Genomic DNA, 13,946 nt, shown 5'->3' with positions numbered 1-13,946 from the left:
CCGGTTTCTTCCCGGTTCGATTACATGGAGTCAGCGTACATGCCCTTCCCCCCTCGCTTCCTCGACCACTACCGCAAAGCCGACCGCATCATGCTGGGCCTGATCTGGCTGATGTTCGCTTTCGCGGTGGGCCTGGCGTTCTGGCACGACACCTTCAAGCAGGCGCTGCTGGTGGGTGGCGGCACCAGCCTGTTGTTGACGCTGTTGTATCGCGCCATCGGCGGCTCGCGGTTGATGCGCTGTTTGCTCGGCGTTGGCTTGATGGTGATGGCGGCGTTGCACATCAATCAGGCCGAGGGGGTCATTGAGTCGCACTTCGGGATTTTTGCGTTGTTGGCGGTGCTCACGTTTTATCGGGACTGGCTGCCGATTCTGGTGGCGGCGGTGACGATTGCGCTGCATCACGTGGTGTTTCATGTGTTGCAGCATCAGGGGTTTCCGGTGTTTGTGATGGCGCATCACGGTGGCTGGACGATGGTGTTCGTTCACGCCTTTTATGTGCTGATGGAGACGGTCGCACTGCTCTATCTGGCGGTGCACAGCCAGGCCGATGCGGTGGAGAGCCAGGACATGCTGGACAAGATGCTCGCCGCGACTTCGCAGCTGACAACCGATCCTGGCAAGGGTGACAAGGCGCGGTTGCATGTGTCGCTGGCGCAGCGGTTCGATCAGTTCCTGATGCAGATCACCGCGTTGGTGGACGGGGTGGTGCGTGACTCCAACGGCTTGGGCCAACTGGGCCAGGAGCTGGCCAAGGCCAGCAACACGCTGGAGCAAGGCGCCAAACATCAGTTGACGGAAATCGCCCGGATGACCGGGTCGATGCAGCGCATGGGCGATGCGATGGAGCACATCGTGGTGCAGGTCGAGCATGCCGTTGAGCATGCCGGCCAGGCCAGTGTGCAGATCACCCGCGGGCAGGAAAGCGTGAACCGCGCGCGGCAGGAAATCACCCAGCTGGCTTCGCGCCTGGAAGGCACCAACCAGACCGTGCAGGTGCTGGCCGGGCAGGCGCAGCAGATCGGTACGGTGCTGGAGGTGATCAGCAGCATTGCCGAGCAGACCAACTTGCTGGCGCTCAATGCGGCGATTGAAGCGGCGCGAGCCGGCGAGCAAGGCCGCGGCTTTGCCGTGGTGGCCGATGAAGTGCGCAGCCTGGCGCAGCGCACGGCGGTGTCGACCAAGGAAATCCGGACGATTATCGAGGCCTTGCAGCAAGGCAGCCGCAAAGCCGTGGAGGCCATGCAGGACAGCCGCGAAGGCGTGGAGCGCTGTGTCGAGGACAGTCAACTGGCGGCGGCGATGTTGCAGGCCATCGGCAGCGACATCTCACAGATCGATGAACTCAACGGGCGAATTTTCACCACGACCCGCGAGCAATCCACGGCGAGTGTCGAGATTGTCGGGCGCTTGCAGTCAGTGCAGAGCATCGCGCAGAACACGGCGGATGATGTGCAGACGCTGGCGTCGAGCAGTCGTCAACTGCCGCCGATTGCCACGCGGCTGGATGCGCTGGGGCGTACCTTTCACCCATGAGGGAGCCGTGATGGGCATGAACAATTTTTCATCCAGTCCATCACGGCCTGATTTCAAAGGATGTGGCGCACACCGTCCCTTCAGCGCTAATGGTTTGTTCTCGATCTACTGACAATCCCATCACATTTCGCCCGATAGCCTTGCTGCTCCAGCCGCTTCTCCGTCGTCACGGTGAGCGCAACGTGCGAAATAATGATGAACCATTCGATAGTCAGGTTTCTGAAAAGTGACCGCGGTGCGCTGATCCTGCTGCTCGGCGTATCGGCGTTTCTATTGCTGTTCGGGTTGGGCGCAAGGGAGCTTTGGGGGGCGGAAACGCGCTGGGCGAACATCGCGTTGCAGATGCTGCAAACCGGCGATTATTTCGACCCTTACCTCAAGGGCATGCCCTATTACGACAAGCCGCTGCCTTCCTATTGGCTGATTACCGCCACGGCCCACCTGATGGGTGGCCTCGGGCACTGGTCACTGCGCCTGTCTTCTGTGTTGGCGGCGTGGCTGAGTATCTGGCTGGTCTATTTGATCGGTGAAAAGTTGTACAGCAAAGGCACCGGCCTGATGGCCGGCTGGTTTCTGGCGACGACCTTCTTTTTCGTGTTCTGGGCCCGGGTTGCCACGGCGGACGTGCTGACGGTTTGCGGTGTGTTGGCCGCTGTCTGGTGGTACTGGCGCGGGCCGGACGACACCCGGCTGAGTCGCTACAGCGTGTTTTTCCTGATGCTGGCACTGACGTCGCTGTTCAAGGGCTTGATCGGGTTCATCCTGCCGGGGCTGATGCTGTTGCCGCACCTGCTCAGCGAGAAGCGCTGGAAAAACCACCTCAATCCACGCCTGTTCCTGGCGATGCTGGTGGGCGGTGTGGTCTACATGCTGCCCTTCATGTTGTCACACCGTTATGGCACGCCGACCTATGGACCGAGCGGATTGGGCCTGGTGTTCCAGGAGAACGTGGTTCGGTTTTTCAAACCCTTCGACAATATCGGCCCGATCTACACCTATCTGCTGTACCTGCCGCTCTACACCCTGCCCTGGGCGCCCTGCTGGATGCTCGGCCTGTGGGTGGCCGTGCGCAGCTGGAAGCACACCGAGCCCAATGTTCGCTGGCTCATCGGGGGCCTGGGGTTGCTGTTCCTGTTCTTCACCGCCAGTGGCAGCCGGCGCAGCTATTACGTACTACCGCTGGTGCCCTTCGCGCAATTGCTGGCGGCCTGGTGGGTCACCCGGCGCATGGCGGCGCGTGAAGCGGCCGGCAAAGCCGGCGGCCTTGGTTGGACCCAAGGCATTGCCGGGGCGGCCGGATTCCTGTTTGTGGTCCTTGGCGTGGTCTATCCCTGGACCAACGGCGGCGCCGGCGGTGTCATGCAATTCACCCGGGATGTGCGTGCCGAAGCCATCAAGACGGCGCCGTGGAACGAATGGCGCATGGTGCTGGTGGATGTCGACAACAAACTGCCCATGTACCTGCAGAATAATGGCTCGCCGTTCTACTACGTGCTCCCGGATTCGGACATCCCACAAACCGGCGACACAGCGGCGCTGATGGCGTGGCTGGAACAGAAAAGTGGCGAGACCTGGAATCCCGAGCGCACGATCATCGTCGAGCAGTACAAGGACCTGAAACAACTGCCGCTGGAGTACCTGACGGCGGACCATCAACTGATCACCACCAAGCCCAACAACGGCGCCCGGTTGTTTCATGCGCATGAGAATGGCAGCGCGGCGTTTATTCCCTACGGGAAAACCGCGGTGGCAGGGCAAGCGGTAACGCAAGCATTGGATCAATGATGTTTTGAGGTGAGCCATCAATAAAAACGGGCGTTTAAGGAACGTCCGTTTGTTCAGATACGACAGTCCACCGGTCGCAGCAAATTTGCTCTACAGATTCATTACAACTATATTTGAATCTACAGACTCAAATAGAGTACGCGAATATGGCCGTCTCCATCCAAGCCCAATCCTTCACAAAAAACCAATGCGTCACCGGCCTGCGCGCCGCCGTGAGCATTCTGGAAAAGTGGCAGGCCACCAGCGACCAGGCCTGTCGCATCCTGCGCATTTCCCGCAGCACCTACACCCGCGCCCGTCAGCGTGACCCGGACTGGGCGGTGGCACTGGATGCGGATCAGATGCAGCGCATCAGCTTCGTGCTGAACATTCACGCCACGCTGCGCCTGGTGTTCGACAACCCGGACAACGTGTACGGCTTTGCCTCGATGGCCAACGACAACGAGTTTTTCAATGGCCGCAGCCCGTTGGAGATCATGGCCCAGGGCGACATGATTGCGCTGTATGAAACCTTCCGCCGCATCGACATGTTGCGGGGTGCGCAATGGTGATGGCGAGTGAGCTGGCGGTGTTTGCCGGTCAGTCGTTGCAGGCTTATCGCCTGGTCAATTCGAAGTTTCCGCCGATAGCGTTGTTTGATGACGTGGCGGATGCGGATGAGTTTGAGGTGCTGTTCGAGATTCAGGCGCTGACCAATCCGCGGTTGAAGAATGAAGTGGGTCAGTTGGAGTTGATTGCGCGCAGCGAGATCCCGTTCGGGATTGCCGGGTGCTCTTACGCCATCGCGCCGTTTACCCATGTCAATCCGGCGGGGTCCCGCTTCAGTGACGGCAGTTTCGGGGTGTTGTACCTGGCGGACTCGATGGAAACGGCGCTGGCCGAAGTGCGGCATCACCAGGCGCTGTATTGGTCGAAGGTGCCGAGCCTGAACTATGAGCGGTTTGTGTTTCGCGGGTTGGCCTGTGCCTTTGGCGATGGCGGGATGAAGGACGCCACCGCCCTGCCGCTGACCGATCCGGTGTATGCGTCGGACGATTACAGCCATTCCCGCGTGCTGGGGCGGGCGGTGCGGGACGCCGGCTGTCCCGGTTTGCGTTATCGCTCGGTGCGAATGCCAGGCAGTCATTGCTGGGCGTTGATGACGCCGAGGCCAGTCTCGTCGATTGTGCAGACGGCGCATTACGAGATGGTGTGGAATGGGCAGATCACCAGTGTCAGCCAGATCAGCGAGGCTTGAGCCCCATTGTCAGGCACATGAAAACCTGTGGGAGCGAGCTTGCTCGCGATTGCTGTGTGTCAATCGACACAGATGTTGAATGTGAAACTGCCATCGCGAGCAAGCTCGCTCCCACATGGATCTGCGATCCATTGACTGCGTCGATAGTCACCATCAGTTCAATGAAGTTCTCTTAAAAAATCCCCGGCGTAACATCTGCTCCATACCCACCCATAAGCACCCCGGAGCACACCATCATGAAACGCCAGACCCTCCTCAGCATCGCTTTCTCGGTTTTCGCAGTTAACGCTTTTGCCGCAAACTCTGCTCAACCTGTGGTCGCTGAAGGCGGCTCGGATCGTCTGATTGAAAGCCGTGTGGCTGAAGGTGGTTCCGATCGCCTGATCGAGAATCGTGTGGCCGAAGGCGGTTCGGATCGCCTGATCGAAAACCGTGTTGCCGAAGGCGGTTCCGACAAACTGCTGCAGAACCGCGTTGCCGAAGGCGGTTCCGACCGTCTGATCGAAAGCCGCGCTGTCTGAATGCAGGGCTTTACCGCAGGACTCAACGAAAAGCCCGGCCTCAACCGCCGGGCTTTTTCGTGCGGGTGATCAATTCGTTCGTTGTTCATGCACTTTCGCATAGCGCGCCAGGCCAATCTTGATGGCGACCAGGAGGGGCGCGGCAAAGACGAACAGCAGGGTCACGGCGAAGAACGCCGTGTCGAAGGCAATCACCGTGGCCTGACCTGACACCGCCTTGCCCAGCAGGCTGCTGGCTGCCCGGCCGGCGGTCAGCGGGTCCATGCCCTTGCCCGCCAGCATCGCGGTTGTGGTCGTCAGCCGCTCGATGAGCGCGTGCCCACCCGGAGTGACGTGTGTGCCGAGGACCACGCCGTTGGTGACGGCGTGATGCTCGATCAGGGTCTGCAGCCCGGCGACGCCCATCAGGCCACCCAGCTGGCGCCCTGTGTTGAACAGGCCGATGCCGCTGGCCAGGTTGCGGCTGTTGAGGTGGGTGAAGGCGATCAGTGTGATCGACAGAAACAGGAAGCCCAGGCCCAGGCCGCGCAACAGGATGGCCGCCATCATGTCATCGCTGCCGCTTTCGCTGGTGGAGCCGGACAGCATCCACATCGCCGCCATGATCAGCAGGATGCCCAAGGGCACGGTGGCCACCGGCGGCACGCGGCGGACCTGGAACAACCAGGCGGCGATGAGCAGCGAGCCGACAAAAAAACCGCCGCTGGGCAACAGCAGCAAGCCGGCATCGGTCGGTGTGAAGGCGAGTACCGACAGGGCGAACGCCGGGATCAGGTAGGCGCTGCCGAACAGCGCGGCACCGGCGACGAAACTGACGATAAAGGCAAAGGTGAAATCGCTCGATTTGAACAGGCTGAAGTCAAGCAGCCCCTGGCTGTCGGCCAGGACCTGTTGGCCGAGAAAGCCCAGCAACGCGCCGATACCGATCACCGTCAGCAGCAGAATGCGCGGCTCCTCGAACCAGTCCCAGCGGCTGCCCTGGCTGAGCACGTAGGTGAAACAGAACAGGGCCGCAGCGAGCAATGAGAACCCGAGCCAGTCAAACGAAGGCTGCCGGCCCCTGGCGGGCATGGGGTGGTCGGCGATGAGCAAGAGCCCGGTGGCAACCAATGCCAGCGGCACCACACTTAAGAAAATCCAGGTCCAGGACTGGCTGTCGATCAACCACCCTTGCAGGGCCGGTGCGAGGGTCGCGGACGCGACCACGGCCGCCATGGCGAACAGGGCTTGCAGGATCGGCTGAAGGGCGCGCAGATAACCGCGAAAGATCATCGCCTGGCCCGCCACCAGCAAAGCGCCGCCGGCGAAGCCTTGCAGGATGCGCAATGCGATCAGCAGCTCCAGCCAGGCGCTGACGGCAGCCACGCAGCACGCCAGGCCCATGACCAGGGTGGCGCCGATGAGCACGTTGCGTGGAGAAAACCGCTGCATCAGCCAAGGGGCAAGCATGAACCCGATCAGCTTGAGGGCGATGTAGCCGACATCCAGCCAGGCGAACTCGTCAGGCGTGGCATAGGTGTCGCCGATGATGTCGCTGCGTCCGAGGGCGAGCACGGTGCTGGCGATCGCTTCGGTCAACGTGGCCAGGACGATGCCCGCGATGAGCAGCACGCCGGTCGTCGGCATGTCGCGACTCATGAGCCGGCCCCTTGCGTAACCTCTACCCGCGCGGACAGCCCCGGCACGATGCGCCCCGGCAGCGGATTGTCAGCCAGGCGGATCTTCACCGGAACGCGCTGTACGACACGCACGAAGTTCCCGGTGGCATTGTCGGGCGGCAGCAGGCTGAACGCCGAGCCACTGCCCGGTGCAAAGCTGTCGACCACGCCGGCCAGTGCCGCATCGGGGTAGCCATCGACCGTGACGCGCACGGGCTGACCGGGGCGAATCTGTTCGAGCTGGGTTTCCTTGAAATTGGCCACGCCCCACACATCGTTGACCGGCACGATATCGAGCAAGGCGACACCCGGCGTGACGAAGCGGCCGAGGCGAACCTGACGATTGCCGACCACGCCATCCACCGGCGCATGCACCACGGTGTGATCGAGATCGATCCGGGCGAGATCACGGGCCGCTTCAGCCTGGGCCACCGCTGCCACGGCCGCCTCTCTTTGCGCCACAAACACACTGATGCGTTGCTGTTGGGCCTCGACCGTTGCCGAAGCGGCCGATACCGACGCCACGGCTCTGGATTGTGCCGTGCCGGTTTCATCGACCAGTGCCTGGCTCACGGCATTGCTGACGATCAGTTTGCGGCTGCGGTCGTGGGTCTTGGCCGCCAGGCTCATGTCGGCGGTGGCCGAGCGCCTTTGCGCTTCAGCCTGCCTGATCAGCGCATGCTGAAGCCGGATCTGCGCGTCGACATGGGTCAGGTTCGCCCGGGCGGCGCTGACATTGGCCTCGGCTTGTGCGAGTCTGGCGCGATAGTCGCGGTCATCGATGCGAAACAGCACATCACCCGCGCGCACGGTCTGGTTGTCCTCGACCTCGAGCACCGTGACATAGCCGGCGACCTTGGCGGCCAGCGAGGTGACGTCGCCGCGCACATAGGCGTTGTCGGTCGAGGTCACGCCACGGGTAAACACCATGGCACCCCAAACCGCCACGACCACCACGGCCGCGACACACAGCAACAGGCCGATGGTCTTGCGCTGGCTGCGCCACACCACGACCACCGGCGTTGCGGCGGCAATGGCGGCCTTGTCCTGGAGCGAGTTCATTTTTTCATTTCCTGTTCAGTGCCAAGCACCAGGCAGCCACGGGGCGGCAGGCTCTGCCGCCCGGCTGTCGGGCCTTCATGAGCGGGTTGACCGGCTCACTGTTTGATCGGGGTGACGAGTACCTTTTCCTCGGTGTCGAGGACGAACACCGCCAACAGGCGTGCCGGTTGGGTGTCACTGGCGTTGGCGCTGACCAGGTGCACGGAACCCGGCTCCTCTACGAAGTTTTCGCCGACCTTGTAGATCTTTTCCGGCTGGCCTTTGACCTGGATGCGAAACGAGCCTTCCAGCACCGTCGCATAGATGAAGGCCGTTTTCGGATGGGTGTGGGCCGGTGACGCGGCACCCGGCCCATACTCGACGACCACGCCCCTCATGCTTTTGCCAGGGATGTTGGGAATGGGACGGTCGAACACCACCGTCACCTTGCCGGGAGGCGGCTCGGCGGCCGAGGCGGCGCTGATCGAGAGCGCTGCGAAGACAGCGGCCATTAGCAATCGGGTAACCATGGGATTTCTCCTGGATGGGTAGGGAAATGTAAGGGTGCGATGCGTTACTGCGCTGTCGACCGGGCCAGCCAGTCGTCGAAGCGGATCGCGCCCAGGCGTGCGTTCTTGCCGGTGACCAGCGATTGATCATTGAGCACGGCGCCGAAGTAACGGGCATGTACATCCGGCACGACCTTGCGGCTGTCCTGGGTGGCTCGCAGATAGCGCCTGGCCAGTTCGTCGATCGGCATGGTTTCCGGACCGCCGACTTCAACCGTGCCATTGAGCGGTGCTGCCAGCACGACATCGGCCAGCGCCGCTACCACGTCGTCGGACGCTATCGGCTGGATCAGCGCCGGCGACGCATGAATCTCATCGCCAACGGCGAACGACTGGACAATGCCGCCGGCAAACTCGGAGAACTGCGTGGCACGCACAATGCTGTAGGGAATGCTGGACGCCTTGATAAGGGCCTCCTGCGCGACCTTGGCCCGGAAATAACCGGTATCGGGAAGCCGTTCGCTGCCGACAATCGACAGGGCCACGTGATGACGAACCCCGGCAGCCGCTTCGGCGGCCAGCAGGTTACGGCTGGAGGTCTGGAAGAAATCGAGAACGGCCTGGTCCTCCCACGACGGCGCGTTCGCCACGTCGACCACCACGTCAGCACCATCCATCGCTGCGGCCAGGCCTTCGCGGGTGATGCTGTTCACGCCCGTGCTGGGGCTGGCGGCGAGCGCATCATGGCCGCGCTCGCGAAGGGTGTTCACAAGTTTCGATCCGATGAGGCCGGAGCCTCCGATGACGACGATCTTCATGACTGTTCTCCACTTGTCGACGGCAACCATTGCGTCGGTATGGAGAGATTGCCTTCACGGGTCAGGCAAGTCCTTGCGTTTGCCTTGGAGAGCGCTTGGATTTTTGTCCAAGGCAACTGACGGTTGTCCAGCCTCCCTTGCCGCTGACGGTGCAGTGGCTGACGAGCTGCCGTATCATTCTTTGCAGTCACAACCAGCCGCCCGGGGATGCCCGTCTTGCCATTCAGCTTTGAAGATTACGTACTCGATCAGGAGCGCCGGGAACTGACCCTGCGCGGGCAAGTCGTGGCCGTCGGACCGCAGGTCTTCGACCTGTTGCTGCTGTTCGTCAACAATCCCGACCGCGTCGTCAGCAAGGACGAATTGCTCAAGGCGGTGTGGGGCGACCGGATCGTTTCGGAATCGACGATCACCAGCCACATCAATGCCGTGCGCAAGGCCATCGGCGATACCGGTGAGGAGCAGCGCCTGGTACGCACCGTCGCCCGCAAAGGCTACCGCTTCGTTGGCCGGATCAACGGCGACCTGACCGGGCAAGCGCGACAGCCCGAGAGCGATGAACACCCGACCGCCGCCCCGAAGCCAAACCCCTCCCCTGCGCTGGTCCTGCCAGAAAAACCCTCGATCACCGTCCTGCCCTTCCAGAACTTGAGCGGCGATCCGGAGCAGGAATACTTCGCCGACGGTGTCGTGGAGGACATCATCGCCGCCCTGTCGCGTCTTCGCTGGCTGTTCGTCATCGCGCGCAATTCGAGCTTCACCTACAAGGGCCAGACGGTGGACGCCCAAGGCGTTGGCCAGGCGCTGGGTGTGCGCTACGTGCTCGAAGGCAGCGTGCGCAAGAGCGGCAACAAGCTGCGCATTACCGGGCAACTGATCGACGCGACCAGCGGTACGCACCTCTGGGCCGAGCGCTTCGAAGGCCTGCTGGACGATATCTTCGAGCTGCAGGACCAAATCACCGAAAGCGTCGTCGGCGCGATCGCGCCGCAACTGGAGCGGGCAGAAATCGAACGCGCCAAGCGCAAGCCGACGGATAGCCTGGACGCCTACGACTACTACCTGCGGGCCATGGCCAAACTGCACAGCGGCGGCCGGGAAGCCATCGAGCAGGCCCTGCCGATGTTCTACCAGGCCATCGAGCTCGATGGGGAATTTGCCTCGGCCTATGGCATGGCTGCCTGGTGCCACTTCTGGCGCAAGCTCAATGGCTGGATGGGCAATCGGCCTGCAGAAATCGCCGAGGGCATACGGCTGGCGCGGCTGGCGGTGGCCCTCGGCCGCGATGATGCCGTCGCATTGACCCGGGGCGGACATGCGCTGGCCCACCTCGCTGGCGAAGTCGACGGCGGCATTGCACTGCTCGACCGGGCGCGCCTGCTCAATCCCAACCTCGCCCCCGCCTGGTTTCTCGGCGGTATCCTGCGGGCACTGCGCGGTGAAACGGACGCGGCCATCGAGCACCTCAACCATGCCGTTCGCTTGAGCCCGCTGGACCCGGAAATGTTCAGGATGCAGGTCGGCATGGCGCTCGCGCATTTCTTCGCCGGGGACTTCGATGCCGCTGCGGCCTGGGCGGACAAGGCGCTGGGTAACCTGCCCAGCCTGCTGGTCGCCGCGGCACTGGTGGCGGCCAGTCATGCGCTCGGTGGTCGAATGGACAAAGCGAATCTGGCGATGCAACGCCTGCTAGCGCTGGATCCCTCTTTGCGCCAGTGCGCTCTCAAGGACTGGCTGCCCATTCAACGGCCTGAGGATTTCGCCCGCTTCGTCGAGGGATTGCGCCTGGCGGGATTGCCGGAGTAAAGGCGACCACCCCTGACCTGTAGGAGCGAGCCTGCTCGCGATGGTCGTCAACGATGACGCGGGTTACCTGATTAAACGCGGCGTCCTCAAGTCCATCGCGAGCAAGCTCGCTCCTACAATAGTTGCACATTGCTACGGTAGGCTAAGCTTTGAGCAACTCGTTGCTCATGATGCTCGGTTCTGCAGGTTTTGGGTGTTTCTGGAGAGCGTCTGCAACAGCGATCTCAGACTGGCCAAAACCTTTCACGCAGGATTGACGTGATGACCGAGCCCCTCCTCAGCTTTGATGCACTCAAACGCGCCGCTGCCGCCGGCGAAATCGACACCGTGCTGGTCTGCATGGTCGACATGCAGGGACGCTTGGTCGGCAAGCGCTTCCAGGTCGAGTTTTTCATCGACAGCGGCCACGAAGAAACCCATTGCTGCAACTATCTGTTGGCCGACGACATCGACATGGAGCCGGTGCCGGGTTACGCCGCGGCCAGTTGGAGCAAGGGCTACGGCGATTTCGTGCTCAAGCCCGACATGTCCACCCTGCGGCGCGTGCCCTGGCTGGAATGCACGGCGCTGGTGCTGTGCGACGTGCTCGACCATCACCATCGCCAGGACCTGCCCCACAGCCCGCGGGCGATTCTGAAAAAGCAGGTCGAGCGCCTGCGCGAGCGTGGCTATACCGGCATGTTTGCCTCGGAACTCGAGTTCTATCTGTTCGATGAGAGCTACGAGGCGATCCACCAGCGCAATTATCACAAACCGAAAACCGCCGGCCATTACATCGAGGACTACAACATCCTCCAGACCACCCGCGAGGAGCCGGTGCTGCGGGCGATTCGCAAGCATTTGCAGGCCTCGGGCATTCCCGTGGAAAACTCCAAGGGCGAATGGGGCCCGGGCCAGGAAGAAATCAACATCCGCTACGCCGATGCCATGACCATGGCCGACCACCACGTCATCATCAAGCACGCCTGCAAAGAGATCGCGCAGTTGCAGGGCAAGGCGATCACCTTCATGGCCAAGTGGCGTTACGACGCCGCCGGGTCCAGCAGTCACATCCATAATTCGCTGTGGGACAAGAACGCGAAGAAGCCGCTGTTCTTCGACGCGAAAGCCGAGTTCGGCATGTCGAAACTGATGCGTGCCTGGGTCGCCGGGCAGCTCAAGTACGCCAACGACATCACCTGTTTTCTCGCGCCCTACATCAACTCCTACAAGCGCTTCCAGGCCGGCACCTTTGCGCCGACGCGGGCGGTGTGGAGCCGCGACAATCGCACCGCCGGCTTTCGCTTGTGTGCCGAAGGCAGCAAGTCCATCCGCATCGAATGCCGCATCGGCGGCGCCGACCTCAACCCCTATCTGGCCTTCGCCGCGTTGATCGCGGCGGGCCTGGCCGGAATCGACGAAAAGCTCGATCTCGTGCCGCCATTCGAAGGGGATGCCTACCAGGACGAGCATTTGCCGGAAGTGTCCAAGACCCTGCGCGATGCGAGCGCCGCCCTCAAGGCCTCCGCCATGTTGCGCGAGGCGTTCGGCGATGAGGTGGTCGACCATTACGTGCACACCGCCGAGTGGGAACAGAAAGAGTACGACCGACGAATCACCGACTGGGAACTGCAGCGCGGCTTCGAGCGCTATTGAGAACATCATGACTGCGAAGGTGCAATTGATCTCCCCGGTCGATGGCCGGGTGTACGTCGAACGAGAGATGGCCGATGCGGCGCAGGTCGAGCAGGCGCTGACCGCCGCTGCCAGCGCACAGGCGGCATGGCAACGCCGCTCACTGAGCGAACGCGCAGCATTGTGCAGCGCCGCAGTGGACGCGATGTTGTCGATGCAGGCCGACATCGTGCCGGAACTGGCCTGGCAGATGGGTCGCCCGGTGCGCTATGGCGCCGGCGAACTGCGCGGTTTTGCCGAACGCGCCCGGCACATGATCGCCATCGCGCCGCAAGCGCTGGCCGCTGTAGAGCCGGCGCCTGTGGCGGGTTTTCGGCGCTACATCAAGCGCGAGCCGCTGGGCACGGTGCTGGTGGTCGCGCCGTGGAACTACCCCTATTTGACGGCGGTGAACACGATCATCCCGGCGCTGATGGCCGGCAACAGCGTGATCCTCAAGCATGCCTCGCAAACCCTGCTGGTGGGCGAGCGTTTCGCCGAGGCCATGCGCCGTGCCCATCTGCCGGATGGCCTGTTCCACAACCTGCTGCTCGATCATCGGCAGACCGCCGCGATCATTGATTCGGGCCGGGTACAGCAGGTCAATTTCACCGGTTCAGTCGATGCCGGCAAGGCCATGGAAAGCGCCGCCACGGGACGCTTCATCGGCGTGGGCCTGGAGCTCGGCGGCAAGGATCCGGCCTACGTGCGGGCTGACGCCAACCTCGAACATGCGGTGGAAAACCTGGTGGACGGCAGCTTCTTCAATTCCGGGCAGAGTTGCTGCGCCGTGGAGCGCATCTACGTCGACCAGAAAATCTTCCCGGTGTTTGTCGAGCGCTTCGCCGAACTGACCCGCCAGTACGTGCTGGGCAACCCGCTGGACGAAGCCACCACCCTCGGTCCGATGGTGACACCGGGCGCCGCCTTTTTCGTGCGTGGCCAGATCGCCGAAGCGCTCGCCCAGGGCGCGACGGCGCTGATCGATCCGCAGGCCTTCAGCGCCGACGTGCCGGGCAGCGCCTACCTCGCGCCGCAGGTCCTGGTCGATGTCAGCCACCAAATGTCGGTCATGCGCGACGAAAGCTTTGGCCCGGTGGTCGGCATCATGCCGGTGGCCAGCGATGACGAGGCCATTGCCTTGATGAACGACAGTGAGTTCGGGCTCAGCGCATCCATCTGGACCCAGGACCTCGCAGCGGCCGAACGCCTGGGCAACCAGGTCGCCACCGGCACGCTGTTCATGAACCGCTGCGATTACCTGGACCCGGCGCTGGCCTGGACCGGCGTGAAGAACAGCGGGCGCGGCGTCACCCTGTCGCCACTGGGCTACGAGCACCTGACCCGGGCCAAATCCTTTCATCTGCGTCACGAGGTGTAGA

11 protein-coding genes and 1 pseudogene are annotated in these 13,946 nt (G+C 62.6%); 8 read left to right on the top strand and 4 right to left on the bottom strand.

Going from position 1 to position 13,946, the window contains the following annotated elements; all coding sequences use genetic code 11:
- Positions 1–39: 39 nt before the first annotated feature.
- From C9422_RS16870 to C9422_RS16850, 5 genes and pseudogenes are all read left to right on the top strand, one after another.
- Positions 40–1,536, top strand: coding sequence for a methyl-accepting chemotaxis protein (locus C9422_RS16870; protein ID WP_116581416.1), 1,497 nt, complete (start codon positions 40–42; stop codon positions 1,534–1,536).
- Positions 1,537–1,731: 195 nt separating this feature from the next.
- A complete protein-coding gene (locus tag C9422_RS16865) occupies positions 1,732–3,321 on the top strand; it encodes a glycosyltransferase family 39 protein (RefSeq protein WP_116581444.1) in 1,590 nt (529 codons plus the stop codon).
- Positions 3,322–3,467: 146 nt separating this feature from the next.
- On the top strand, positions 3,468–3,872 hold the full coding sequence (locus C9422_RS16860) for an antitoxin Xre-like helix-turn-helix domain-containing protein (protein ID WP_116581415.1): 405 nt from the start codon (positions 3,468–3,470) through the stop codon (positions 3,870–3,872).
- Positions 3,866–4,558: an RES family NAD+ phosphorylase gene (locus C9422_RS16855; protein WP_116581414.1), complete on the top strand. Its 693-nt coding sequence runs from the start codon at positions 3,866–3,868 to the stop codon at positions 4,556–4,558. Before C9422_RS16860 ends, C9422_RS16855 begins: the two co-directional genes overlap by 7 nt.
- 236 nt (positions 4,559–4,794) lie before the next feature.
- A pseudogene (locus C9422_RS16850) lies at positions 4,795–5,070 on the top strand (hypothetical protein); the annotation flags it as partial.
- A gap of 78 nt (positions 5,071–5,148) precedes the next feature.
- Here C9422_RS16850 and C9422_RS16845 read toward each other — a convergent pair.
- From C9422_RS16845 to C9422_RS16830, 4 genes are all read right to left on the bottom strand, one after another.
- Positions 5,149–6,717: a DHA2 family efflux MFS transporter permease subunit gene (locus C9422_RS16845; protein ID WP_116581412.1), complete on the bottom strand. Its 1,569-nt coding sequence runs from the start codon at positions 6,715–6,717 to the stop codon at positions 5,149–5,151.
- On the bottom strand, positions 6,714–7,799 hold the full coding sequence (locus C9422_RS16840) for an HlyD family secretion protein (RefSeq protein WP_116581411.1): 1,086 nt from the start codon (positions 7,797–7,799) through the stop codon (positions 6,714–6,716). The genes C9422_RS16845 and C9422_RS16840 overlap by 4 nt, the downstream gene beginning before the upstream one ends.
- Before the next feature lie 95 nt (positions 7,800–7,894).
- A complete protein-coding gene (locus C9422_RS16835; RefSeq protein WP_007979246.1) occupies positions 7,895–8,308 on the bottom strand; it encodes a cupin domain-containing protein in 414 nt (137 codons plus the stop codon).
- A 44-nt stretch (positions 8,309–8,352) separates the two neighbouring features.
- Positions 8,353–9,105, bottom strand: coding sequence for an SDR family oxidoreductase (locus tag C9422_RS16830; protein ID WP_116581410.1), 753 nt, complete (start codon positions 9,103–9,105; stop codon positions 8,353–8,355).
- 216 nt (positions 9,106–9,321) lie between these two features.
- Between C9422_RS16830 and C9422_RS16825 the strand changes: the two genes are divergently transcribed.
- The 3 genes from C9422_RS16825 (at position 9,322) to C9422_RS16810 (ending at position 13,945) form a co-directional block, all read left to right on the top strand.
- Entirely contained in the window at positions 9,322–10,911 is a 1,590-nt protein-coding gene (locus C9422_RS16825) for a winged helix-turn-helix domain-containing protein (protein ID WP_116581443.1), read from the top strand.
- 261 nt (positions 10,912–11,172) lie between these two features.
- Positions 11,173–12,546 carry a glutamine synthetase family protein gene (locus C9422_RS16815; protein WP_116581408.1) on the top strand — a complete coding sequence of 458 codons (1,374 nt, stop codon included), beginning with the start codon at positions 11,173–11,175 and terminating at the stop codon, positions 12,544–12,546.
- A 7-nt stretch (positions 12,547–12,553) separates the two neighbouring features.
- Positions 12,554–13,945 (top strand): aldehyde dehydrogenase family protein, encoded by a 1,392-nt coding sequence (locus tag C9422_RS16810; protein ID WP_116581407.1) that lies wholly within the window; start codon positions 12,554–12,556, stop codon positions 13,943–13,945.
- Position 13,946: the final 1 nt, after the last annotated feature.

Source organism: Pseudomonas sp. B1(2018), from assembly GCF_003097365.1.
Taxonomy (GTDB): Bacteria; Pseudomonadota; Gammaproteobacteria; order Pseudomonadales; family Pseudomonadaceae; genus Aquipseudomonas; species Aquipseudomonas laurylsulfatiphila.
The sequence above is the reverse complement of the archived record's forward strand: the minus strand, read 5'-3'. Positions and strand labels throughout refer to the sequence as shown.

Excerpts from the sequence above, each read along its gene's own strand:
- C9422_RS16870 (WP_116581416.1), top strand. The coding sequence starts at position 40 with ATGCCCTTCCCCCCTCGCTTCCTCGACCACTACCGCAAAGCCGACCGC.
- C9422_RS16865 (WP_116581444.1), top strand. The coding sequence starts at position 1,732 with ATGAACCATTCGATAGTCAGGTTTCTGAAAAGTGACCGCGGTGCGCTG.
- C9422_RS16860 (WP_116581415.1), top strand. The coding sequence starts at position 3,468 with ATGGCCGTCTCCATCCAAGCCCAATCCTTCACAAAAAACCAATGCGTC.
- C9422_RS16855 (WP_116581414.1), top strand. The coding sequence starts at position 3,866 with ATGGTGATGGCGAGTGAGCTGGCGGTGTTTGCCGGTCAGTCGTTGCAG.
- C9422_RS16845 (WP_116581412.1), bottom strand. The coding sequence starts at position 6,717 with ATGAGTCGCGACATGCCGACGACCGGCGTGCTGCTCATCGCGGGCATC.
- C9422_RS16840 (WP_116581411.1), bottom strand. The coding sequence starts at position 7,799 with ATGAACTCGCTCCAGGACAAGGCCGCCATTGCCGCCGCAACGCCGGTG.
- C9422_RS16835 (WP_007979246.1), bottom strand. The coding sequence starts at position 8,308 with ATGGTTACCCGATTGCTAATGGCCGCTGTCTTCGCAGCGCTCTCGATC.
- C9422_RS16830 (WP_116581410.1), bottom strand. The coding sequence starts at position 9,105 with ATGAAGATCGTCGTCATCGGAGGCTCCGGCCTCATCGGATCGAAACTT.
- C9422_RS16815 (WP_116581408.1), top strand. The coding sequence starts at position 11,173 with ATGACCGAGCCCCTCCTCAGCTTTGATGCACTCAAACGCGCCGCTGCC.
- C9422_RS16810 (WP_116581407.1), top strand. The coding sequence starts at position 12,554 with ATGACTGCGAAGGTGCAATTGATCTCCCCGGTCGATGGCCGGGTGTAC.